Genomic DNA, 23,195 nt, shown 5'->3' on the forward strand with positions numbered 1-23,195 from the left:
CGGCTTCTTGGGGGCACCACCTGAGGTCGCTATATAAAATTAGTGTTGTTGGCTGCAAAAATGCAGATACCGGCATCGTGAAATATAGATGCAGTATGATATCGGTCCTTGTCTGGTGACAAATCAAAATGGACCGATATTCCCAAAGTGGAAGGAGAGTAGTAATGAGAACAGCATTAACAATCGCAGGAAGTGATTCCAGCGGAGGCGCCGGCATCCAGGCAGATATCAAGACAATGCTCGCAAATCATGTATACGCCATGAGTGCGATAACGGCATTGACTGCCCAGAATACTACCGGTGTTTCTGACATTATGGAAAGCAGTCCTGAATTTTTAAAGGAGCAGCTGGACTGTATATTCACTGATATTTACCCGGATGCGGTCAAAACGGGAATGGTATCATCAAAAGGACTTATAGAGGTCATTGCAGAGAGACTTAGATTCTACGAGGCAAAAAACATCGTTGTTGATCCTGTTATGGTGGCAACCAGCGGAGCGAGACTCATCACAGAAGAAGCCATAACTACATTGAAGGAGAGCTTACTTCCTATAGCAACTGTCATAACTCCGAATATACCTGAGACAGAGGTACTTTCCGGAACGAAGATAGAGAGCCCTGAAGATATGGTTTCAGCCTCAAAAAAGATTTTTGAGGAATATGGCTGTGCAGTTCTCTGCAAGGGAGGACATAACCTTAATGATGCAAATGATCTACTGTATTCGGAAAACGGATATATATGGTTCAATGGAAAACGTATAAATAATCCGAACACTCATGGTACGGGCTGTACATTGTCATCAGCAATAGCTTCGAATCTTGCAAAAGGATATGATCTTGAAACTTCTGTCCGCTACGCAAAAAACTATATTTCCGGAGCTCTGGCTGCAATGCTTGATATCGGAAAGGGTTCAGGACCTATGGATCACGGCTTTGCCGTAAAAGGTGAATACAAAGACAATTGATCCTTATGGCATCGGTAAAATGATTACAATTCCCGTATAAAAACTTGTGTTTATTGCTGCTCCTTGGAATGGAGATCAAAATGAATAATGTTAAAAAGGAAACACTGGAGATGAAGGGAACGACCTATATCAACACAAAGAAACTGGCTCTTGCTGCCTTTTTTGCGGCTGTCGCTGTGGTGGGCTCTACATTTTCCATACCCGTATTCGGTGCCAAATGTTCACCTGTACAGCATCTGGTAAACGTTCTATGCGCTATATTCTTAGGCCCAGGATATGCTGTGGGAGCCGCATTTGTTGCCAGTCTCATCAGAAATCTCATGGGGCTTGGTTCGTTCCTTGCTTTTCCTGGTTCAATGTGTGGAGCATTCCTTTCAGGGATACTGTTTAAGACCTTCAAAAAGATGCCTGCAGCCTATGTCGGCGAGGTTTTCGGAACGGGTGTGATAGGAGGTGTCCTTTCATATCCGGTTGCAGCATTTATAATGGGGAACAGCTCGGCAGGTGTGTTCACATTTGTTATTCCGTTCCTTATAAGTACCATAGGAGGAACCGTACTTGCCATAGTCATAACCATGGCACTTAGGCAGCTCGGTCTCATTGAAAGGATCAGAGATATGCTGGTTTAAGAGTTTTTTATTAGATCCGGATCAGTGATACGCTGGTTTAAGAGTTTTTTTATCATATCATGATCGGAAATTGTACTTTCAAAAAAATTGCACTTTCAAAAAAATTGCAGCAAAAGGAGTATCGATAGATTCAGAGATCTGTCGGTAATTATTCATGGATTTATCAACTGAAATATCAGACATAATCAAAAAACACCGACCCCTCATTCATTCCATAACGAACTATGTGACTGTCAATGACTGTGCGAACGCCTTACTTGCCATAGGCGCTCGCCCTGTCATGTCTCATGCACCCGAGGAAGCTATGGAGATAACATCGGGAAGTGATGGACTTGAACTGAATCTAGGTGCTACGGAATACTATGAATCCATGCTTCTGAGCGGTAAAGAAGCCTTTACCCTGGGTATCCCGCTCCTTATCGATCCGGTTGGAGTTTCGGGATCCGCACATAGAAGGAATTTTCTGAAGAAGCTTATTGAGAATTGTTATCCTACAGCTATAAGAGGCAATCGTTCTGAGATACTAGCCATGATCAGGGATGAAAAAACCGAGACAGGCGTTGATTCTGTACGGTTTGATGCCAATGCTTCCGACGAGAGCTTACTTTCAGAGATGAAGGATTTTTGCAGGGCGCAAAAAGAAAGATATGAGACCAAAGGTGCGGTACATCAGCTTATACTTATTTGCTCCGGGAAGACAGATCTGGTCGCATCCTGCGATGATACAGCTGTCATAGACGGAGGCTCCTCCGAGATGTCTGGAGTAACGGGGACCGGATGTATGTCCTCTGTGGTCATGACTGCATTTATAGCCGGCGCCAGGATGTATAACAGGGAAATTGAAAATCCTGAAAATCAAAAAAAACATCCAAAGTGTATGCCAGTAGATAAAGCTCATCATGAACAGGAAATACAGTCGGAAACTGTAAAAAAAATTGTATCGGAAATATCAGATTTTGAAGCCTGTGTATCGGCAGTGAGATACATAGATGCAGCAGCGGAAAGAGCTGAAGCCAATCTGAATTATCTGAGAAAGATGGAGACATTGCCATACGGAACCTTCGGAACAGGCAGCTACAGGGTGCTGTTCATGGATCAGCTTTCCGGATTTAAGCATTGAAATTTTAAGGTAATAATTCATTAGTTTAATTTAATTTCATTGTAAATTGTTTTTTCTTCGCCAGTATGTAGAATAGTATAAGAAAAGTTTATATCTTACTGAAAAGCAAGGAGTATGGAAAAACATGAAGTTAAAGAAAATTTCAGCAGCCCTTATGACGGCTGTACTTGTCACATCTACACCGGCAGGTGCATATCTTGGTCAGATCTCTTCATTTGCAAAGGAAAAGGAAGAGGAAGAAGAAAAGAACTACAGTATCTCAGCTGCAGCCTGGGATGAGGAAATAGACAGCAATGGCAAGACACATGTTTTTGCCGTATGGTCAGAGTCAGATGACAAGGCAAATGCCAACATCTCCATATCAGTTGATGAGAAGAAGCAGTCATCTGTAGGAAGTATCACAACAACAACCACAGCCGGAAGAAAAGAACTGACATCATATATAAAGAAGATCAACAAAACAGGATCTTATACTTTCAAGATCACATCAGGAAAGAAGAACAAGGGAGAGGATGAAAAGTCATCTTCAGAATCAGATGCGCTTGAGATCGACAGCGAGTATCTGAAGAATCTTGCTTCAAGTAATTCAACAAGCAGCTCTTCAGGCTCAAGCTCCGGTTCAAGTTCTTCAAAGGGACCCGGTGCTTCTTCAGCTTCATCATCAAATACTGCCAATGCTTCAGGATCTACACCTGCAGCTGCCATGAACGGTTCTGCAGCAGGACAGGCTTCAAAGACTTCAGAGCAGGCTCAGGCTCCTGCAACAGGATGGCAGGATTGGGGCTATGGATGGGTCTATCTCGAGGATGGTCAGCTTGTAAAGGATAAGTGGGTAGTATCAAACGGTAAATTCTATCATCTCAATTCAACAGGATTTATGGATGTTAATACCTACGTTACAGATTCCGTTTACGGAACCAATTATGTTGGAGCTGACGGAGCTGTGGTTAACTGATATAAATTTTTACTGAGTTTAAAAAAGCTGAAGGCATGATCATAAAAGATGATGCTTTCAGCTTTTTTCTTTCTAAAAGTTTTCTGAATTTATATAAAGTCATCTTGTATTGTCGTAAAAGATGGGCTAATCTTTAAAATATTTTCAGAATTGTTCCGGTTTTTCATTATCCGGGATGCCGCACATGCGGATCTTTCGATGACTGCATTCGCAGTTATATTCCATTATCAGATATATTAAGGTTAAGAATCATAATTGAATTAAACGTATTTACAGTCTTCAGTTCGCGGCAGTTGCAGAGGATTTTACTCTCATAAATGCATCTAAAAGGGCAGGAACATGAAGGACAGCTAAAGTTATCACAGCTTCTGCACCTATGTAAATGATGTTATAGACTGCAGAGTAAAGCACAGGATTCCAGCCGGTCCACGCATATTCACCGAAGAAAACCCAGCCTGACAGGAAGGAGAAGAACCATCTGGCGATACAGGCAAGGATATAGCCTCGTGTAAGTCCGTTCTCCTTATTTGAAAAGAAGCCTGATAATCCAAATGCACCAAAGGCAAGTATATAGTCGAGAATAACCTGAACGGGTGTCAGCATGTACGGTTTAAGTATGAAATTGAGAACACCGCAGGCAACACCACTGCTTATTCCGGCCACAGGTCCGAAGAAGAAACCTGGAAGTGTCGCGAAAAGCATGGAAAAGAGGGTTACCGAACCGCCGGTTGGCAGGCTAAAGACAGGTATCATGGACGAGATGGTGAAAAGTGCGATGCAGGCAGAACAGTAGACAAGTGTTTTGATGTTTTTTGACATAAAAAAATCCTCCTTGATGTGAACGTCATCCAATATTCTGAAAGATAGACGTTATCTATGGAGGGGCATGCGAGAATCACATAAAAGAACTGTGATACTTACTTATATTGCTTCCCTACGCAGGTATTAACCTGATCAGGTAAAAAGGGTTGATCAAAAGATCATCTCAGCAAATGCGCCCCTAGCGTTTTATTCATAGAAAATTATACGCCGGAGAAAAAAGCTGTCAATGTTAATTTTTATGGTCCATAACATAATATTAATAAAATTATGAAATAAAATGCAAAAAAGAGGTGGATACAGCATGACAAAAAAAGAAAAAAACAAATTAAGAGAAAAACTCGAAAAAGTGAAACGGCTACTGATGATCCTTTTCATGCTTGCAAGCGGAATATGGTATGTGACCATGGGCAGGGCAGAAGATACAGCTTCTATCAGGATCTACAGTGAGGAATCAGATTATGATGATAAAGATGTGGAATCCGATATTCATGGTATTACGAAAATGCCGGAAGAAGGAGATATTTTAAAAAAGGAGAAATATGATACAGAAATAAAGGGATCCGTCAGCACGTCGGAATTATATAGTCAGGAATCGGAAACTGCTGAATCGGGGGAAATATCCTCAGATATATCTCCGCAATCAGCCATGGAGCGTTCTTCATTGGTTGATCTCAATAAGGCAGGTTTACAGGAGTTGGAATCCATTCCGGGGGTTGGACCCGCTACAGCCAAGAATATAATTGAATATAGAGAAAAGTATGGCGGCTTTGCAGACATAGAAGAGATAAAAAATGTCAAAAGAATAGGAGATAAAACATTTGAAAAGCTGAAGGATCATATCACCGTATAAAGTCAGATATTGACAAAGCTCCGCAGACATGAAACAAAAAAGCCCGTTCGGAAGATAATCTCTTCCGGACGGACGAAATGAATCTGATTTAATGATTTAAGTTTATGTCATATGCGGCAGCTGTGTTATCTCAGGTTTCCTTTTCCGAAATCTTCCTGCTCTTCATAGAATCTGTCCAGGGACAGATCTCCGTAAACCCAAAGGAAACAGAAGAGCTGTGCTCTTGCTGACATTTTTGCGGTTTTAAGAAGCTCCTTGACATCGTTCTTGCTGAGCCATACGCCTTGTATTTCTTCAAAACTAGAATCGCTACCCTGAATATCACCGTCAACTATGGCGATAACGCAGGATGTTGATTCATTGGACAGACCGATAGAATTGAAGCTGCTCTTTAATCGAACGATACGCTTTACGAAATGAAGACCGGTTTCCTCCATAAGTTCCCTTTTGGCGGCTTCAGTAGGAGTCTCACCCTTATCTATAAGACCTGACGGGAAATTATACACCCAGTCTCCGATGGCCATCTGGTACTCTCTGTTTAAAAGAATACGGTTATGGTTGCGGGAAAGACCGATTATGCAAACAGTTTTACTGCTCCAATCGGAAAGCTCCTCTAAAGAGGTGATATCCGGATCACGACTGACTATCTCATATATTTTCTCCTTATGGTCTCTGGTCTCATACTGAATATCATACCTGTGAATAAAATTTCCGCTGTCGATGTGCTTGATGCCTTTGAACTCCATGTTTAAACCTCCCCTATGTTGTCTGTTTTTCACGTTTCACGTATCCTGAGCCTATGCAGAGGACTGATATTTCTTAATATATATAATAAACTCATATTACTTAAAAATATACAAAAAAGATTTTTAAATGCATAAAATAGATAAATATGGTATGATGTGTTCAGCGTCATAGGTCCATCTATCGTTTGTGTACGAGCATAAGTGGTAGATGGACTTCATGACAAAAGTATCAAAAATTCAAATTAATCTGTACAAATCAGATATAAATATGTAAAATGTGCATTTGCACAACTTATATTGGAGGTTCTTTATGGAACAGAAGTTAGAGAGAGCAACACATGTTGTATATGAGAAGGATGACAACGGACAGGTTGTTATCGCCGATGAAGTTGTAGCTGTCATTGCCGGAATTGCTGCAACAGAGACCGAAGGTGTTGATTCCATGAATGGAGGATGGTCAGGTGAGATTATATCCAGAATGGGTATTAAGGATCTCGGTATGGGTGTTTCCATAAGCATTGAGGAGGGTCATGTTTCCGTTGATCTCAGTCTCAATGTCAAGTATGGCTATTCTATTCCTGAAGTATCAAAGAATGTTCAGGATAAAGTAGCTCAGGCTATTGAGTCTATGACCGGTCTCAATGTGCTTGACGTTAACATCAAGATTTCGGGAGTTGTTACAAACGAGGATTAACGATCCGGATAAATAACCGGTTTATTCATAGCATGGCTTAAGCAGGAAGCTTTGGCATCATGCCGTATTTGCGGCATTTATGCATTGATAAACCACAGTACATTTAAAATATTATTAGATAGGATAAGTATGAATAAGCGAGAAGAAAGAGATCATAAGTTTAAACTTCTTTTCTCCACACAGTTTTACCCTGGAGACGAGATTCCTTCACAGATGGAGCGTTACTTTGAGTCACCTGACTACGAGGATGGTGATAATCTGATCAAGATCGAGAACCTCACAGAAGAGGAGCAGAAGGATCTGGAGTCATCAGTACAGAAGATCGTAGATAAGATTCCTGAACTTGATGAGAAGATCAATTCAAGTGCCGATGGCTGGAAGACAGATCGTATGACTAAGACAGATCTTACGGCTATCCGTCTTGCACTTTATGAGATTAATTTCGATGAAGCGGTTCCTGAGAAGGTTGCCATAAACGAGGCTATAGAGCTTGCCAAGAAGTATGGCGGCAATGAATCAGGCTCTTTTGTAAACGGTGTCCTTGCGAGACTTGTAGACAGTACACGTGAGTCAAAGAGGGTTGAAAAGGCACCGCGCAAGCAGCAGGGTGAGGTGACAGAAAAGAAGTCTGCTGAGGGCAAGAGTGTTCATATTCTTATCAATAAGAACAATAAATAAAAGATGGGTCAGCTTAACAAGGCATATACGGTATCGCAGGTCAACAGCTACATAGGCAATATGTTCGCTACGGACTTTGCATTATCCGGCATCACAATAAAAGGAGAAATATCGAACCTGAAGTACCACACTTCAGGTCATATTTACTTTACATTAAAAGATACAGCTTCGCAGATCTCCGGCGTCATGTTCGTCAGGGATCGTGCGGGGCTTCAGTTTAAATTAGAGGACGGTATGAGCGTTCTCTGTACCGGTAATGTGGGTGTCTATGAAAGAGGCGGCAGCTACCAGATCTATGCCAAAAGCTTTACTGCAGACGGAGTCGGAGATCTATACATAAGATTTGAGCAGCTCAAAAAGGAGCTTTCCGGGATGGGTATGTTTGACCCTATGTATAAAAAGCCGATTCCTAAATATGCATCCAAAATAGGTGTGGTGACTGCAAAGACAGGGGCTGCTGTCAGGGATATAGTCCAGATAGCAAAAAGAAGAAATCCCTATGTAGACATCACCCTGTATCCGGCTTTGGTCCAGGGTGATGGTGCAGTTCAGTCCATCATCCGAGGTATCAAGACTCTGGATCTCATGAATCTGGATGTTATCATCGTAGGTCGAGGAGGAGGTTCCATTGAGGATCTCTGGGCTTTTAACGAACAGGCTGTGGCTCAGGCAATATTCGATGCAGATACACCTATAATCAGTGCGGTTGGTCATGAGACAGATACAACCATAGCTGATTACGTGGCTGATCTCCGGGCACCGACACCAAGTGCCGGTGCCGAGCTGGCTGTTTTTGATTACACAAAGTTCACGGATGATCTGGCCGGATATAAGGCTACTCTTGAATCGGTCTTATATGAACATATTCAGGATACGAGACAGAAGCTTGCTATGTATAAGCTGAGGATAAATCAGCTTAATCCAAAGTATATTCTCAACGAATACCACAAAAAAGAAATACTTTATCATAATGAATTAAAGCGGCGTATACAGGACAGACTGACTATAGAGAAAGAAAAGCTTAGAAAGTATGATGTTTTACGTGAATATATGAGCGACAGACTGTATGCAGTCAAAAATCGCCTGAGAGATTATGAGCGTATGCCATCACTTATGAAACAGAGTCTCGATAAAGCACATCACAGGCTTTTGTTGAATACTGAGAGACTTGAAGCTGTAAGTCCCGTACGGAAGCTGTCCGGTGGTTATGGCTTCGTTCAGGATGAAAAGGGTCATAAGCTTGACAGTGTGAAGAAGATAAAAAAAGGTGATCTGATAACTACTACCTTGAAGGACGGAACATTAAGAAGCCGTATAGAGGATATAAATTCAGGAGGTTGAAATGGCCGGCAGAACCAAAAGCAAGGAAATCAATACAGAAGCATCCGAGGAAAGTAGAAAGCCTTTAAACGAAGTGTTCTCTGAATTGGATGAGCTTATAGAAAAAATGGAAAATGAAGACAGCCTTGAAAAGACCTTTGAAATGTATAAAAAAGGTGTAGGTCTTCTAAAGGATGCAGGTGAAAGTATAGATAAGATTGAAAAACAGGTAAAGGTGTTGGATGAAGATGGAATTCTCTCATGAACTTGAAGAAACAGTTAGATCCATAAATGAAATAATCAGAAAGGAACTTCCGAAGGTTGAAGGCTTTCAGTCAACGGTGATGGAATCCATTACATATTCACTGGAAGCAGGCGGGAAGCGCATAAGACCGGTTCTGATCCTTAAGAGTTATGAACTCTATAAGGACAGATACGGAAGTGAATGGGATGCGTTCATGCGTCCTGTGCTCAACAGCTTTATATGTGCCATGGAGATGATACATACCGCAAGTCTCTGCCATGATGATCTTCCATGTATGGATGGAGACAAGTACAGACGCGGAAGAGAGTCTACATGGTATAAATACGGGGAAGCCATGGGGACACTTTGCGGGGATGCTTTGCTTATTTATCCCACTGAGTTAACAACAAGGATCTTCCGTGAACAGCTTACGAAACTTTTTTCCGCTGGCCTTCAGGCAAGTGCTGAAACGTTCAATGCCTATACCCTTTCTTTTGTGAAGGCACTTAACATTCTTTCAGAAAAATCAGGAGTATACGGTATGCTCGGCGGTCAGGTCGTGGATGTGGAGATGACTGGAAAACCGCTTTCTGATGAGCAGCTCATGTTTATATATAAGCTTAAGACAGGTGCTCTTTTACAGGCTTCGCTTATGATAGGAGCGGTTCTTGGCGGTGCCACAGATGCAGAGCTTGAGAAGATGGCTGATGTAGGAGAAAAGATAGGAGTGGCATTTCAGATTCAGGATGATATCCTGGATGAAACAAGTACAGTAGAGGTTCTGGGGAAGCCTATACATTCTGATGATGAAAATCATAAGACCACATATGTTTCCATATATGGCCTCGAAGATGCTCATAAAGAAGTCGAGCGTTTATCAGAAAATGCTGTTTTGGAGCTTCAAAATCTCACTGAAGTAAATGATGATTGCAGACGATTCCTTATAGAATTAACGAATATGTTGATCAATAGAAAAAAGTAGATTGGAAAGTTAAAGTATAAAATGTTACTTGATGATATATATGGACCGGAAGATCTGAAAGGGCTGGATGAACAGCAGCTTAATCAGCTTGCGTCCGAAATCAGACAATTTATTATAGAGAAGACCTCGGAGTGTGGAGGACATCTTGCATCAAATCTTGGTGTGGTTGATCTGACTATAGGTATATACAGAGCTCTTGAGCTTCCTAAGGACAAAGTGGTCTGGGATGTGGGACATCAGGCATATACTCATAAGATATTATCGGGGCGAAAAGATAATTTTGACGGTCTGAGAAAGTATCATGGTATGAGCGGATTTCCCAAGCGCTCTGAAAGCCCATATGACTGTTTCGGCACAGGACACAGTTCTACATCCATATCGGCGGGGCTCGGTATAGCGGCAGCCAGAGATATCAAGGGTGAAAAATACACAGTTGTATCTGTTATAGGAGATGGAGCTCTTACCGGAGGTCTCGCCTATGAGGGACTTAATAATGCTTCCCGCATGAAAAAGAATTTCATCATAGTTCTCAATGACAACAACATGTCTATATCCCAGAATGTGGGTGGTATCTCAAAGTATCTTAACGGTATCAGATCTGCAAAGGGATACAACAGGCTAAAGGTTGATGTGGGCGGGACACTTCTGAAGCTTCCTTTAGTTGGAGAAAAGCTTGTCAAGCACATACAGCAGGCAAAGAATTCAATTAAACAGCTTGTTATCCCGGGTATGTTCTTTGAGGATATGGGTATAACATATCTCGGACCTATAGACGGTCATAATATAAAAGAGGTTGAGAGAACCATAAATGAGGCGAAGAAGATAGATCATGCAGTTATAGTTCATGTACTTACACAAAAGGGTAAGGGCTATAAGCCTGCAGAAAGATATCCATCCAGGTATCACGGTGTTTCTCCTTTCGATATTCACTCAGGTAAGCCTATATCCAATAAGGGTAAAACCTATACTGAGTATTTTTCCGATAAGATCTGCGAGCTTGCAAAGGGGGACAAGAAGATCGTTGCCATAACTGCGGCCATGCCTGACGGAACCGGTCTGAGCAGATTTGCACACGATTTTCCAAACCGCTTTTTTGATGTAGGAATCGCGGAACAGCATGCTGTGACCTGTGCGGCAGGAATGGCATCCAATGGTCTGAAGCCCGTCATAGCTGTGTATTCCAGCTTTTTACAGAGAGCATATGACCAGATAGTTCATGATGTATGTCTCCAGAAGCTGCCGGTTGTTTTCTGTATAGACAGAGCCGGACTTGTAGGTTCAGACGGTGAAACTCATCAGGGTATTTTTGATTACAGTTACCTCACATCTATTCCGCATATGTCGGTCATGGCACCAAAGAATGCACATGAGCTTGAGATGATGATGGAATTTGCCATGAAATATCCGCTGCCAGTAAGTATAAGGTATCCAAGAGGAGTGGCTTATCAGGGCTTAAGTGAGTTTTCATCACCAATAGAATTCGGGAAGGCTGAAATGCTGTTCAAGGGCGAAAAGATCGCTCTTCTTGCAGCAGGCTCCATGGTTTCGACAGCAGAACATATACGTGATAAAGCCATGAAGAGAGGCTATGATCTTACTCTTGTTAATGCAAGATTTGTAAAACCTATAGATACCGATATGCTTGATCTCCTTTCACTTGATCATGAGGTGATCGTCACATTGGAAGAGAATGTAAAGCAGGGCGGTTTCGGCATACAGGTTGAAAGCTACATTCTGGAGAATCACCCGGAGGTGAAGGTGGTGACCATAACTCTTCCGGATAAGTATGTGGAGCATGGAGATGTAACAAAGCTTCGTGAAGGACTCGGAATAGACAGTGAATCCATCATGAAACTTTTAAACGAAAAAGGAATAATAGATTTTGGGTCTGATGATCGGACTGTATGATCACCATAAATGCCACTGATTTATGATCATTCAAAGATCATTCATGTGTTTTTATAAGTAACGGATCCATATCGATCGAGGAATAGATTTTGAAAAAAGAAAGACTTGATGTGTTACTTGTCAACAGAGGTCTGGCCGAGTCTAGAGAGAAGGCCAAGCGTACCATCATGGCAGGTATCGTTTATGTAAACGGACAAAAAGAAGATAAAGCAGGAACTACCTTTGATCCTGAAGTGCCTATAGAAGTGAGAGGGAATGTTCTTCCCTATGTTTCAAGAGGTGGATTGAAGCTTGAGAAAGCCATAAAGGAGTTCGGAGTATCATGTGACGGGAAGGTATGTCTCGATATAGGAGCCAGTACCGGAGGTTTCACAGACTGTATGCTTCAGAACGGTGCGGTGAAGGTTTTTGCCATAGATGTAGGGCATGGTCAGCTTGACTGGAAGCTTCGTAATGATGAACGTGTTGTCTGCATGGAAAAGACCAATATCCGCTATGTAAAGCCTGAGGATCTTGGAGAAACCGCAAGTCTTGTGTCCATTGATGTAAGCTTTATAAGCCTGCAGCTTGTTCTGCCTGTTGTTAAAACACTGATAGCTGATGACTGTCAGGTTGTATGTCTTATAAAGCCTCAGTTTGAAGCCGGCAGAGATCAGGTAGGAAAGAAGGGCGTAGTAAGGGATAAGAAGGTACATGTGGAGGTCATCGAAAAGACCCTGTCATTTGCATATTCCATTGGCTACGAGCTGAAGGGACTGACCTTCAGTCCTATAAAGGGACCTGAAGGAAATATAGAGTATCTTGCAGAGCTGATGCTTAGAAAAGATGCAGAGGCAGGAGAAGATACAGATCTCCTCTGGATACATGATATGGCTGAAAAGACTGTAAACGCATCACACGATATGCTGGATGTGAAATGAGCCTGTATCATTACGGGTCAAAAACCATAGAGAAAACATTGTTTCAAAACAGTATCTGAGATTCGGATATGTATAAAGTGAGAGAACATAGAGACAGGACATGAGAGTAACATTAGTTGTTAACACCAGAAAACCAGAAGCACTGGAATTTAAAAATATCATAGAAAAGCATCTGATTTCAAAAGGAGTCAAGGTAAATTCACTTTTGATAGAAAATTACTCCAGAGACGACTTCTTCGATGCAGATGCCATAGTCAGCATCGGCGGTGACGGTACCATGCTCAGGATAGCAGGAGTACTGCGTGGACAGGATACTCCTATTCTTGGAGTCAATGCCGGACATCTGGGATATCTCACTGAAGTATCCAAAAAGGAGCAGATACCAGGAGCATTGGACAGACTTATAAAGCATGATTACATTCGTGATGTAAGAACCATGCTTCACGGAAGTGTCAGAAGAAACGGTGAAGTCATCATGAGAGACACCGCTCTTAATGAGATACTGGTCAGCCGCCGCAACGGAATAAGTGTCATGAGGTTCGCAGTCACCTGTGACGGTCGTGAGCTTAGCAATTACATTTCCGACGGTATCATATTTGCAACGCCGACAGGATCTACAGCTTACAATCTTTCTGCCGGAGGTCCCATCGTGGCACCTTCGTCACCAGTTATAGTTATGACGCCTGTCTGTGCTCACAGCACCAACAGCAGACCTGTAGTTCTTTCGGATTCCAGCCGCATTCAGGTCAGGGTCGATTCTGATAATGAGGTGGTAGCCTTTGATGGTGAGCATATCTTTGATCTGGAAAAGGGAGATATAGTTACTGTCAGAAAGGCAAATGAAATGACAACGCTCATCAAGTTACGGGAAGGAAGCTTTCTGGAAACATTGAAAAACAAGATGGACAGCGAAAGATAGATAACAGAGGGGAGCTGAGATGAAGAAATCAAGGCATCAAAAGATCATAGAGCTGGTGGGAAGGATGCGTATAGGCACCCAGGAGGAGCTTGCGGATATTCTCAACAGAGAAGGCTACAAGGTTACTCAGGCCACGGTTTCCCGTGATATAAAAGAGCTTAAGCTCAGTAAAGTTACAGGAAATGATGGCAGCCAGTACTATCAGATCATAGAAAAGGAGGAACAGGTATATTCTGAAAAGTATATACGTGTTCTGAGAGAGGCTCTCATGAGTATGGATACTGCAGGTAATCTGCTGGTCATCCGTACCATGGCAGGTATGGCCAATGCGGTTGCTGCAGCATTGGACCAGTTCAGACTTGAAAAGATCGTCGGTACTCTCGCCGGAGACGATACCATCATGTGCGCAATGAAAAATGCACAGGATGCACTGGATGTAAAGAATCGTATCCAGGAAATAATGGAATAACAACATTTACCGGATGATAAGGACAACAAAGGAGACAAGAGCCCTCCTGGCATAATATGGGGCTTTGTTCCCGGAAAAGAGGAGACAAAATGCTATATCATCTACATGTAAAAGATCTTGCACTTATAGAGTCGGCAGAAGTTGAATTCGGTGAAGGACTGAATATACTTACCGGTGAGACCGGTGCCGGAAAGTCCATACTTATCGGTTCCATCAATCTTTGTCTTGGATCAAAGGCAAACAAGGATATGATCAGAAACGGTAAGGAATTCGGATTTGTGGAGATAGTGTTCGGCGATCTTTCCGAGCATCAGGAAGAGCTTCTTCGAGAGCTTGATGTGGAGCCGGAGGACGGTCAGATCATTATCAAGAGAAAGATCTCAAATACGAGATCCGAGATAAAAATAAATGATGAAACGGTAACTCTGTCAAAGCTCCGTAGGGTGGCAGAGCTGCTTATAGATATTCATGGACAGCATGAACATCAGTCACTTTTAAGAGACGGTTACCATCTGAAGGTTTTGGATGATTTTCAGCAAAAAGAGACTGGTGTTCTTCGTGTATCTGTGTCTGAAAAGTACCATGAATATACTGAACTCAGGGAAAAGCTCAGCAGCTTCGATATGGATGAAGGACAGCGCCAGAGAGAACTTGATTTTCTGAAGTTTGAGATAGAGGATATCGAAAAGGCAGAACTGAAGGAAGGCGAAGAGGAGGAACTGGCACAGAGATATAAAAAATATCAGAATATTCAAAAAATATACGGTTCGGTACAAAAGGCCAGAGCCATCATGGATGAGATAGATCTTTCTTCTGCCATCAGGTCTATTCAGGATGCACTTAATTATGACGATTCACTTCAGAATATCAGTGACAGTCTTTATGATCTTCAGACTATATCGGAAGATACGGTGAGGGAGCTGGATCATTATCTCGATAGAAATGATTTTGATGAAGAGGATTTTCAGGAAGTAACAGAACGCCTTGATTACATCCGTGGTATTATGGCAAAGTACGGCGGTACAGTGGAAAAGACAGAGGCAGCACTCGTTGAGAAGCAGGAGAGACTCAGGGAGCTGGAAGATTATGACGAAAACAGATCAAAGTGCCAGAAGAAGCTGAAAAAAGCAGAAGAAGAGCTTATGAAGCTCTGCGGTGAGCTTACCGAATCCCGTAAGAAGGGCGCGAAGCTACTCTGCACGAAGATACGTTCGGAGATGACTGAGATGGGATTTCTGGATGTAAAATTCGATATGGATTTCAGTAGTCTTAGAGAACCATCTTCCAATGGTATCGATGATGTGCATTTCGTTGTGAGCCTTAACCCGGGTGAACCGGTGAGACCTCTGAGTGAGGTGGCATCGGGAGGTGAGCTCAGCCGTATCATGCTTTCCATAAAGACTGTGCTTGCTGATACAGATGAGATCCCTACACTGATATTCGATGAGGTAGATACCGGTATTTCCGGTAGAACAGCCGAAAAGGTTTCTGAGAAGTTGAAGAAGATAGCATTATCACATCAGGTGATACTCATAACTCATTTACCTCAGATCGCCGCAAAGGCTAATAATCATTACTGTATAGAAAAGCTTGCAGAAGAGGGACACACTCATACAAACATCAGAAGACTCGATACTGACGAATCCGTCATGGAACTTGCCAGACTGCTGGCAGGAGGAAAGGTTACTGATGCAGTTCTTGCAAATGCCAGAGAGCTTAAAAACCTTGCTAAGGATGCTTTGTAGGAAGTATAATAATATGTGTCAATGGGTGTAAATTTATTACCTTTCAACGATGATTTTCACTTATTGCTTTCAATACATCATGAGATTTCTTGAATACGGAACTAAATTATGAGTGGGAGGCTGTATAAAATGAAAAATGTATTGATGCTTGCATCGGAAGCTGTACCTTTTATAAAAACTGGAGGATTGGCTGACGTTGTTGGTTCACTTCCAAAAACCATTGATAAGAGATACTATGATTGCCGCGTTATGATTCCCAAGTATATGTGCATACCATGGGAGTGGCGACAGAAAATGGAGTATGTGACACATTTTTACATGGATTATCTCGGTCAGTCCCGCTATGTTGGTGTACTCAAGTACGAACAGGATGGTGTTACATATTATTTTATAGATAATGAATCCTATTTTTCAGGTGATCGTCCATATGGTGACTGGTATTGGGATCTGGAGAAGTTCAGCTTTTTCTGCTATGCAGCACTTTCCGCATTACCGCTTCTGAACTGGCATCCTGATCTGATTCATTGCCATGACTGGCAGACCGGTCTCATACCTGTACTGCTTCATGACAAATTTGCCGGCGGCGAGTTTTACCGCTCCATCAAATCAGTCATAACTATACATAATCTCAAGTTCCAGGGAGTATGGGATGTGAAGACCATTCAGAGATTTACACAGTTAAGTGATTACTATTTCACTGCGGATAAGCTCGAGTGTAAGAAGGATGGAAATCTGTTAAAGGGTGGTATAGTTTATGCTGATGCCATCACTACTGTTTCAGATACGTATGCGGAAGAGATCAAGATGCCTTTCTATGGAGAAGGACTCGATGGACTTTTAAGAGCGAGAGAGCATGATCTCAGAGGTATAGTAAACGGAATTGATTATGATGAGTGGAATCCCGACACCGATAAGTACCTTGTCAAGAATTACAATGCCAAGAATTTCAGAAAAGAAAAGGCTAAGAATAAAAAGGCGCTTCAGGAAGACTGGGGCATGGAAGTCGATCCTGGAAAGATGATGATCGGAATCGTTTCCCGCCTTACCGATCAGAAGGGACTTGATCTTGTGGAGTGCATCATGGATGAGCTCTGTCAGGACAACATTCAGTTCGTTGTACTTGGAACGGGTGATGAAAAGTATGAGAATATGTTCCGACACTATGACTGGAAGTACCATCACAAGGTATCAGCTCAGATCTATTATTCCAATGCTATAAGTCATAAGATGTATGCTGCATGTGATGCATACCTTATGCCTTCACTGTTTGAGCCTTGCGGACTTTCACAGCTCATAGCTTTGAGATACGGAACTATACCTATCGTAAGAGAGACCGGCGGACTTAAAGATACGGTTGAACCTTTCAACGAGTACGAAGATAAGGGTACAGGTTTTTCATTTACCAATTACAATGCTCATGAGATGCTTAACACCATCCGATATGCCGAAAAGATCTATTATGACCGTAAGAGGGATTGGAATAAGATGGTGGATCGAGCCATGGCTACAGACTACTCTTGGAGAACTTCAGCCATGAAGTATCAGGAACTTTATGATTGGTTGATAGGATATTGATTTTAGATGAATTTTTTTGAAGAATTACTCAGTAACTATATGCTCACAACGGCTGTCTCATCCTGGCTGGCAGCTCAGGTGATAAAAACAGCTATAGATGCATATTTCAACAAAGGGATAAACTGGGAGAGGATGACAGGTTCGGGAGGTATGCCCTCCAGCCATTCCTCCTTTGTGGTATCCATAGCTACAGCTGCCGCACTTCAATATGGTATAGCTTCATCTATGTTTGCTGTGTGCTTTGCTCTGGCAAGTGTTGTTATGTATGATGCAACGGGAGTCAGGAGAGAGACTGGTAAACAGGCTGTTCTTCTGAACAAGATATTGGAGGATAATCCTTTCAACTGGAGACCGGAGGAGTTTGAAATGAAGCTAAAGGAGTACGTAGGTCACACTCCTTTACAGGTTTTCATGGGAGCACTTCTGGGGATAGGCATGGCATTTCTGGTGAAAAGTCATTACCCATGGATATGAGGCTGAAACGGAATTAAAGTAGCAGACATATAAGTGTCTGTGAGTCAGATATTGTATGAGGGAAGACCTTATGCAATAGAGGAGCTTATGATTTTTAGAAAGTTTTTTAAAACAACAGTAACCTTACTGAGCTGCATGCTTTTGGCGTGCAGCTTAGTTTCGTGTAAGGGTGTAGAGATAACAGGAAAAACAGAGGATGTTGAAGGCTATTCTGAGGCTGAATGCAGAATAGTTATAGGATCTGAAAGAAACAGATATCAAAATGCCCTTGGATCAAATATATGGAATCTGCCGGTGGAAAATCAGCATGAATCCACATATGGTCCCTATTTTGTTTCCAGAATCAAAGAATTTCTTCAGGATATAAAGACTCTTAATCTTCTGGCTGCGAGAACGGGTATCATCGCAACTTCAACTGAAATGGATAAAATACGAACCATATCCAATGAATTCTATGACAGCCTGACACCGGAAGATATAGAATTTATGGGTGGTTGCACCGTTGATGACGTGGTACACATGTATACAGAGTATTTTCTTGCCTGCAAGACGGCGGACTATCTGATATCGGATGCTGATCTCGAAGTATCGGATGCCGAGGTAAAGGTCATAAAGATACAGGAGATAGAGTGCTCGGACAGTGCCGAAGCATATAAACTCCTTGAGCTTGTCAATGTCGAAGGTGCAAGTTTTCAGTACTACGCGAGACAGAACAGTGAAAATCCGGAAATAGAGAGAACTGTTTCAAAATCAGATAAGACGGATGCCATAAGTACAGCTGCATTTAAGCTTGAAGAGGGTCAGATTTCTGACATTATCGAAGAAAACGGTAAGTACTATATCATAAAGGTCATAGATGCCTATGATGAAGATGCTACTCTCGCCATGAAGAAAAAGCTGGAAACAGTACTTAAATCAAAAGCCTTTTTTGATGAGTACGGCGAGTATAAGGAGCAGCATATAGTCAGATTCAGAGAACCCTTTTGGGAAAGGATCGATCTGAATGAATACAGCGAGAGTAAAGCGGATAATTTCTTTTCACTTTTTAATGAAAATATAAACTTTTGATCTCCGGAATTTCCTTCAGTTGAAAAGCAGAACAAGAAATAAAATAAAATTTTATAATTAGACAAATCCTTATAAAACAGGGCAAAAGAATTGAAATTTTGTTCAAAATTTTAATTCTCTTGCCTTGTTTTTATGCAGATTTTTAATTTGAAATATTTATAGCAAAACACAACGCTTATTATGTACAAAATAAAAATTATTTTTAATGCATATTACACAGATAATGATTTTTTTATTGAAAACAATTTGATTAGAAACTACAATAAATACGGAACAATTAATAAAGATTTTATAAAGTGTTATCCGGTCAATAACATTTTATAAAATCAATGCCCATAATTAGGGAGGTTATGTATGATCAGTTTTCTAATTTGTCTTTGCTTACTGATCGCAGGCTACTTTACCTATGGTAAATTGGTTGACAGCACATTTGGTCCTGATGACCGTGAAACCCCGGCCGTTACAATTAACGATGGTGTTGACTATGTAGTTTTACCACAGTGGAAGCTGTTCCTGGTTCAGCTTTTGAACATCGCAGGTCTCGGTCCTATCTTTGGAGCACTTCAGGGCGCACTTTGGGGACCTATCGTTTTCCTTTGGATCACATTAGGTACTATCTTTGCCGGTGGTGTACATGATTATTTCTCAGGTATGCTCAGTGAGAGAAATAATGGATACTCTATCGCAGAGGTAACAGGAAAGTATTTAGGAAATACCATGAAGTCGATCATGAGAGTATTCTCGGTTGTTCTTCTCGTTATGGTAGGTACAGTATTTGCAGTAGGACCTGCAGGTCTTATAGTACAGCTCCTTTCAAGTAAGGGTGTTACAGGAGCATTTGCAAATACAGCTGTATGGCTTGCAATAATTCTTGCATACTACTTTATAGCTACTTTTATTTCCATCGATAAGATTATCGGAAAGATTTACCCTGTATTCGGAATCTGCCTTATCATCATGGCAATAGGTGTTGTTATCGGATTACCAATTAATGGTTTCCATACACCTGAGCTTTGGGACCACTTCTACAATATGCATCCGGGTTCTACTCCTGTATGGTCATTCATGTTTATAACTGTAGCATGTGGAGCTATCTCGGGTTTCCATTCAACTCAGTCACCTCTTATGGCCAGATGCCTTAAGTCAGAGAGACAGGGACACTTCGTATTCTACGGAGCAATGGTAGCAGAAGGATGTATAGCTCTTGTATGGGCAGCTGCAGGTGTTTCTATTTATGAGACAACAGGCGGACTTAACACAGGTCTTAAAGAGATCCTTGCAGGCGGACAGTCAGTAGCGATCTATGATGTCTGCGTAAAGACCATGGGTAACATTGGTGTTGTACTTGCTATGCTCGGTGTAGTTGCATGTCCTATCACATCAGGTGACACAGCATTCCGTTCAGCAAGATATACAGTTGCCGACTGGATCAAGATGGATCAGGAGTCCTTCTCCAACAGACTTAAGCTTTGTGTTCCATTACTTGGATGCGGTGCTTTCCTTGGATTCGGAAACTCTTTCGGAATCTTCAGCTATGCAGTTATCTGGAGATACTTCTCATGGACAAACCAGACTCTGGCTATGCTGGTACTCTGGACAGGTTCTATGTACCTCGTAAGAGAGAAGAGAAATTATTGGGTTTGCGCAGTTCCTGCAACATTCATGTCAGCTGTTTCAGCTACATACTTCCTGATGGCTCCTGAGTGTCTGGGACTTATCCCATTCTTCACAAACAACACAGCTGTTGCATATCCACTTGGAATCATCATCGCAGCATTCTTCCTGTATCTCTTCATCAGAGCTTCAAAGAAGTACGGTACAAATCAGAATGCTCATCTGGCGCACGCCTAAAACGTAGGTTTTCGGATACTGAATAGGAGGAGTACCGGAACTTATGATAATGTCAACTGACCACTGGCATTTTAAAAATTAAATATTTGCATGATGCACAGAAAAGACGTTAACGTACACTGTTCATCATAACGGGAAATAGTTCATCCTTATGAACAAATTTTCACTTTGACAAATTAATACATGACAGGGTGGGGACAAACTTCACCCTGTCATATTTTTACAGCAACAGGAGGACATTATGTTATTTACTCCAACATGTCTCGGAACGACAACATTAAGCAGGGAAGAGCTTAAGGAAGATAAGAAAAACTGTATAAAGGTGGGTCCTTGTGGTTTAGGAAAGGAAGCCATGTACCTGAATAGTTTCTTTATAGACAGATGCTACTACATAAGTTACAGAGACATTAGCAGATGCTTTAAACGTGTGGCTATGAGTAAAGGTGGATTCTCGGGCAAGGGGATCTTCGGAACGATGCCGTATCTTGTTGTAAAGTATGGAACCGGTCTTGAAAAGCAATGTAATTTCAAATACGAGGAAGAGGTAGATATCTTTCTTACAGAACTTGGAAAAATAAGACCGGATATGCCTCTTCACAGTGTTGAGGCTGAATATAAGCTTAAGAAGGCAGAAGAAGAGGAGAAGGCCAGATATCTGAAGGTACTTTCTCCTGAACAGGAATCTTCGGTCAAGGAATTAAGAGATGCTGAAAAACTCATCAATAACTATGAGGATCAGTATACCAGACTGTCAACTACAGCCAAGCAGAAGAGAGTCATAGACAGGATCAACCCGACTTATCAGAAGGTTGCCATGGTCATTCTGATGCTTGCCATTTTCTCTGCAATATTCGGTGTATTTTCTATACTGAAGGGGCAGGGAATGGCTATATATTTTGTTCTTTTCGGTTTTTCATTTATTTTTATAGTTATATCCTCAAGGATCCTTCCTACTGGACATAACAACAAGCGGAGCGCACAGAAGGAATGGGATGATGCCCTTTCCGATATGAAGTCAACGATTGCAGATAATGTTGATTTTCCGCTTCCACCGCAGTATGCCCATCCTGTAGTTATCGAGAGAATGATAAGAGTCATAAGAGAGGGAAGAGCAACAACTATTGCGGAAGCCTTCAAGACCATGAAGGATGATTTAAGAAAACTTAACAGCGATGTTACCGTATCTCAGAAGGAATATGATGAAGTAGTTACGGTAAAACCGATGTTTTTGGTAATGGATTATAAATGATCTGACAAAGGCATGAAAAATTTATCAAGGTGTCGGATATGAAAATTCAAATATAAAAAGAAAAACCTCCGGGAGAATCTTCTCGGAGGTTTTGTTCATGTATATCTATTTAATTTACCCGGTGTAATGATGTCCAAAGTACAATGATAGTCAAAGTGCAATGACTATACCGCCGTCCTCTGCATAAACTGTAGCAACACCCATGGTGTTTGTGATGACTATCCTGCGGAATGGTGCAAGCTTTAAAAGTTCTTCCTTTACATATTCTGCACGCTCAAGACAGTTCACATGAGAAATGGTGAGAAGCATATGCTTTGTTTTCTCAGGACCGCCTGCTCTTTCAACTGCAAGCTGAACCATACGCTTTATGGCCTTGTTGAGACCTCTCTGCTGATCGAGCTTCTGAATGACACCGCTTACCGCAGTCATAACAGGCTTTATGTTAAGCGCTGTAGCCAGGAAGGACTTCATAGCCGAAAGTCTTCCGTTCTTACGAAGATTTTCGAGGGATTCAAGTACGAAGTATACCTGCATAACATCTATCTTGTCTGTCATGTAGCTGACAACCTCATCAAAGGTCTTGCCTTCATTCTTTAATTCCTGGATAGTGAGACAAAGATTAAGCTCACCGGCGGTTGCAGTGTTTGTGTTGAACACCTTGATCTTTTTCGTGCTGTCCGGATGTTCCTCTTCATACATCTGAACACCTACTACAGCAGACTGATAGGATCCTGAAAGATGCTCTGAAATGGTTATAACATATATCTCATCGGAATCACTTTCTTCGATAGCCTGCTTATAGGCTTCTGGTGAAGGGCAGGCGGTTTTTGCGCCTACTGAGGATTCCTTGAGTCTTCTGATGAAATCCTGCTGATCGAAATGTTCATCATCAATTACTGTATAAGAACCGATTTCCAATGTAAGGGGAACTATAGAAAAATGAGGATCAGCTTTTAATTCAGGTGTGTAATCACAACAGCTGTCTCCTATAACTTTGTAATCCATATAACCT

At 41.7% G+C, this 23,195-nt stretch carries 23 protein-coding genes and 1 riboswitch; of the genes, 20 read left to right on the forward strand and 3 right to left on the reverse strand.

The window, feature by feature from the left end:
* Positions 1–164: 164 nt before the first annotated feature.
* The 4 genes from thiD to BXO88_RS11615 all read left to right on the forward strand — a co-directional run bounded on the left by thiD (position 165) and on the right by BXO88_RS11615 (position 3,669).
* The gene (gene thiD / locus BXO88_RS11600; protein ID WP_078037894.1) at positions 165–965 is read left to right on the forward strand and encodes a bifunctional hydroxymethylpyrimidine kinase/phosphomethylpyrimidine kinase; all 801 of its coding nucleotides are present in this window, start codon (positions 165–167) and stop codon (positions 963–965) included.
* Between the two features lie 80 nt (positions 966–1,045).
* Entirely contained in the window at positions 1,046–1,594 is a 549-nt protein-coding gene (gene thiW / locus BXO88_RS11605) for an energy coupling factor transporter S component ThiW (protein WP_242945212.1), read from the forward strand.
* 154 nt (positions 1,595–1,748) lie between these two features.
* Positions 1,749–2,714, forward strand: a complete 966-nt coding sequence (locus BXO88_RS11610; protein ID WP_078037895.1) for a hydroxyethylthiazole kinase — start codon at positions 1,749–1,751, stop codon at positions 2,712–2,714.
* Positions 2,715–2,838: 124 nt separating this feature from the next.
* Positions 2,839–3,669 carry a hypothetical protein gene (locus BXO88_RS11615; protein WP_078037896.1) on the forward strand — a complete coding sequence of 277 codons (831 nt, stop codon included), beginning with the start codon at positions 2,839–2,841 and terminating at the stop codon, positions 3,667–3,669.
* Positions 3,670–3,948: 279 nt separating this feature from the next.
* Here BXO88_RS11615 and BXO88_RS11620 read toward each other — a convergent pair whose 3' ends face one another.
* Entirely contained in the window at positions 3,949–4,488 is a 540-nt protein-coding gene (locus BXO88_RS11620) for an energy-coupled thiamine transporter ThiT (protein WP_078037897.1), read from the reverse strand.
* Between the two features lie 95 nt (positions 4,489–4,583).
* Positions 4,584–4,681, reverse strand: a riboswitch (TPP riboswitch).
* Between the two features lie 111 nt (positions 4,682–4,792).
* On the opposite strand from BXO88_RS11620, the gene BXO88_RS11625 reads away from it, so the two are divergent.
* On the forward strand, positions 4,793–5,341 hold the full coding sequence (locus BXO88_RS11625) for a ComEA family DNA-binding protein (protein ID WP_242945213.1): 549 nt from the start codon (positions 4,793–4,795) through the stop codon (positions 5,339–5,341).
* Between the two features lie 125 nt (positions 5,342–5,466).
* On the opposite strand, the gene BXO88_RS11630 is transcribed toward BXO88_RS11625, so the two are convergent.
* On the reverse strand, positions 5,467–6,087 hold the full coding sequence (locus BXO88_RS11630) for an NUDIX hydrolase (protein ID WP_078037899.1): 621 nt from the start codon (positions 6,085–6,087) through the stop codon (positions 5,467–5,469).
* A gap of 310 nt (positions 6,088–6,397) precedes the next feature.
* Between BXO88_RS11630 and BXO88_RS11635 the strand changes: the two genes are divergently transcribed.
* The 15 genes from BXO88_RS11635 (at position 6,398) to BXO88_RS11705 (ending at position 22,183) form a co-directional block, all read left to right on the forward strand.
* Positions 6,398–6,781, forward strand: coding sequence for an Asp23/Gls24 family envelope stress response protein (locus BXO88_RS11635; protein ID WP_078037900.1), 384 nt, complete (start codon positions 6,398–6,400; stop codon positions 6,779–6,781).
* A gap of 129 nt (positions 6,782–6,910) precedes the next feature.
* Entirely contained in the window at positions 6,911–7,459 is a 549-nt protein-coding gene (gene nusB, locus BXO88_RS11640) for a transcription antitermination factor NusB (RefSeq protein ID WP_078037901.1), read from the forward strand.
* 3 nt (positions 7,460–7,462) lie between these two features.
* On the forward strand, positions 7,463–8,800 hold the full coding sequence (gene xseA / locus BXO88_RS11645; RefSeq protein WP_078037902.1) for an exodeoxyribonuclease VII large subunit: 1,338 nt from the start codon (positions 7,463–7,465) through the stop codon (positions 8,798–8,800).
* Position 8,801: 1 nt separating this feature from the next.
* Complete coding sequence (locus BXO88_RS11650; protein ID WP_078037903.1) at positions 8,802–9,044, forward strand: exodeoxyribonuclease VII small subunit; 243 nt, start codon at positions 8,802–8,804, stop codon at positions 9,042–9,044.
* Complete coding sequence (locus BXO88_RS11655) at positions 9,022–10,005, forward strand: polyprenyl synthetase family protein (RefSeq protein ID WP_330395150.1); 984 nt, start codon at positions 9,022–9,024, stop codon at positions 10,003–10,005. Before BXO88_RS11650 ends, BXO88_RS11655 begins: the two co-directional genes overlap by 23 nt.
* A 21-nt stretch (positions 10,006–10,026) precedes the next feature.
* Positions 10,027–11,913 carry a 1-deoxy-D-xylulose-5-phosphate synthase gene (dxs, locus tag BXO88_RS11660; RefSeq protein WP_078037904.1) on the forward strand — a complete coding sequence of 629 codons (1,887 nt, stop codon included), beginning with the start codon at positions 10,027–10,029 and terminating at the stop codon, positions 11,911–11,913.
* 89 nt (positions 11,914–12,002) lie between these two features.
* Positions 12,003–12,833 (forward strand): TlyA family RNA methyltransferase, encoded by an 831-nt coding sequence (locus tag BXO88_RS11665; RefSeq protein WP_078037905.1) that lies wholly within the window; start codon positions 12,003–12,005, stop codon positions 12,831–12,833.
* 100 nt (positions 12,834–12,933) lie between these two features.
* Positions 12,934–13,752, forward strand: a complete 819-nt coding sequence (locus BXO88_RS11670; protein ID WP_078037906.1) for an NAD(+)/NADH kinase — start codon at positions 12,934–12,936, stop codon at positions 13,750–13,752.
* Between the two features lie 19 nt (positions 13,753–13,771).
* A complete protein-coding gene (argR, locus tag BXO88_RS11675; protein ID WP_044995801.1) occupies positions 13,772–14,221 on the forward strand; it encodes an arginine repressor in 450 nt (149 codons plus the stop codon).
* 89 nt (positions 14,222–14,310) lie between these two features.
* Positions 14,311–15,966: a DNA repair protein RecN gene (recN, locus tag BXO88_RS11680; protein ID WP_078037907.1), complete on the forward strand. Its 1,656-nt coding sequence runs from the start codon at positions 14,311–14,313 to the stop codon at positions 15,964–15,966.
* Between the two features lie 129 nt (positions 15,967–16,095).
* Positions 16,096–17,541, forward strand: coding sequence for a glycogen synthase GlgA (glgA, locus tag BXO88_RS11685; protein ID WP_078037908.1), 1,446 nt, complete (start codon positions 16,096–16,098; stop codon positions 17,539–17,541).
* Positions 17,542–17,547: 6 nt separating this feature from the next.
* Entirely contained in the window at positions 17,548–18,015 is a 468-nt protein-coding gene (locus tag BXO88_RS11690) for a divergent PAP2 family protein (RefSeq protein ID WP_078037909.1), read from the forward strand.
* A gap of 87 nt (positions 18,016–18,102) precedes the next feature.
* Positions 18,103–19,083 (forward strand): peptidylprolyl isomerase, encoded by a 981-nt coding sequence (locus tag BXO88_RS11695; protein ID WP_078037933.1) that lies wholly within the window; start codon positions 18,103–18,105, stop codon positions 19,081–19,083.
* Between the two features lie 354 nt (positions 19,084–19,437).
* Positions 19,438–20,934 (forward strand): carbon starvation CstA family protein, encoded by a 1,497-nt coding sequence (locus BXO88_RS11700; RefSeq protein WP_078037910.1) that lies wholly within the window; start codon positions 19,438–19,440, stop codon positions 20,932–20,934.
* A gap of 241 nt (positions 20,935–21,175) precedes the next feature.
* A complete protein-coding gene (locus BXO88_RS11705; RefSeq protein ID WP_078037911.1) occupies positions 21,176–22,183 on the forward strand; it encodes an ATPase P in 1,008 nt (335 codons plus the stop codon).
* 150 nt (positions 22,184–22,333) lie between these two features.
* Here the strand turns inward: BXO88_RS11705 and BXO88_RS11710 are convergent, their stop codons facing one another.
* A complete protein-coding gene (locus BXO88_RS11710) occupies positions 22,334–23,188 on the reverse strand; it encodes a DegV family protein (protein ID WP_078037912.1) in 855 nt (284 codons plus the stop codon).
* Between the last annotated feature and the right edge of the window lie 7 nt (positions 23,189–23,195).

Origin of the sequence: Oribacterium sp. C9, from assembly GCF_002007235.1 — a bacterium.
GTDB lineage: Bacteria > Bacillota > Clostridia > Lachnospirales > Lachnospiraceae > Oribacterium.

Coding starts and splice junctions, on each gene's coding strand:
- thiD (WP_078037894.1), top strand. CDS start 165: ATGAGAACAGCATTAACAATCGCAGGAAGTGATTCCAGCGGAGGCGCC.
- thiW (WP_242945212.1), top strand. CDS start 1,046: ATGAATAATGTTAAAAAGGAAACACTGGAGATGAAGGGAACGACCTAT.
- BXO88_RS11610 (WP_078037895.1), top strand. CDS start 1,749: ATGGATTTATCAACTGAAATATCAGACATAATCAAAAAACACCGACCC.
- BXO88_RS11615 (WP_078037896.1), top strand. CDS start 2,839: ATGAAGTTAAAGAAAATTTCAGCAGCCCTTATGACGGCTGTACTTGTC.
- BXO88_RS11620 (WP_078037897.1), bottom strand. CDS start 4,488: ATGTCAAAAAACATCAAAACACTTGTCTACTGTTCTGCCTGCATCGCA.
- BXO88_RS11625 (WP_242945213.1), top strand. CDS start 4,793: ATGACAAAAAAAGAAAAAAACAAATTAAGAGAAAAACTCGAAAAAGTG.
- BXO88_RS11630 (WP_078037899.1), bottom strand. CDS start 6,087: ATGGAGTTCAAAGGCATCAAGCACATCGACAGCGGAAATTTTATTCAC.
- BXO88_RS11635 (WP_078037900.1), top strand. CDS start 6,398: ATGGAACAGAAGTTAGAGAGAGCAACACATGTTGTATATGAGAAGGAT.
- nusB (WP_078037901.1), top strand. CDS start 6,911: ATGAATAAGCGAGAAGAAAGAGATCATAAGTTTAAACTTCTTTTCTCC.
- xseA (WP_078037902.1), top strand. CDS start 7,463: ATGGGTCAGCTTAACAAGGCATATACGGTATCGCAGGTCAACAGCTAC.
- BXO88_RS11650 (WP_078037903.1), top strand. CDS start 8,802: ATGGCCGGCAGAACCAAAAGCAAGGAAATCAATACAGAAGCATCCGAG.
- BXO88_RS11655 (WP_330395150.1), top strand. CDS start 9,022: ATGAAGATGGAATTCTCTCATGAACTTGAAGAAACAGTTAGATCCATA.
- dxs (WP_078037904.1), top strand. CDS start 10,027: ATGTTACTTGATGATATATATGGACCGGAAGATCTGAAAGGGCTGGAT.
- BXO88_RS11670 (WP_078037906.1), top strand. CDS start 12,934: ATGAGAGTAACATTAGTTGTTAACACCAGAAAACCAGAAGCACTGGAA.
- argR (WP_044995801.1), top strand. CDS start 13,772: ATGAAGAAATCAAGGCATCAAAAGATCATAGAGCTGGTGGGAAGGATG.
- recN (WP_078037907.1), top strand. CDS start 14,311: ATGCTATATCATCTACATGTAAAAGATCTTGCACTTATAGAGTCGGCA.
- glgA (WP_078037908.1), top strand. CDS start 16,096: ATGAAAAATGTATTGATGCTTGCATCGGAAGCTGTACCTTTTATAAAA.
- BXO88_RS11690 (WP_078037909.1), top strand. CDS start 17,548: ATGAATTTTTTTGAAGAATTACTCAGTAACTATATGCTCACAACGGCT.
- BXO88_RS11695 (WP_078037933.1), top strand. CDS start 18,103: ATGATTTTTAGAAAGTTTTTTAAAACAACAGTAACCTTACTGAGCTGC.
- BXO88_RS11700 (WP_078037910.1), top strand. CDS start 19,438: ATGATCAGTTTTCTAATTTGTCTTTGCTTACTGATCGCAGGCTACTTT.
- BXO88_RS11705 (WP_078037911.1), top strand. CDS start 21,176: ATGTTATTTACTCCAACATGTCTCGGAACGACAACATTAAGCAGGGAA.
- BXO88_RS11710 (WP_078037912.1), bottom strand. CDS start 23,188: ATGGATTACAAAGTTATAGGAGACAGCTGTTGTGATTACACACCTGAA.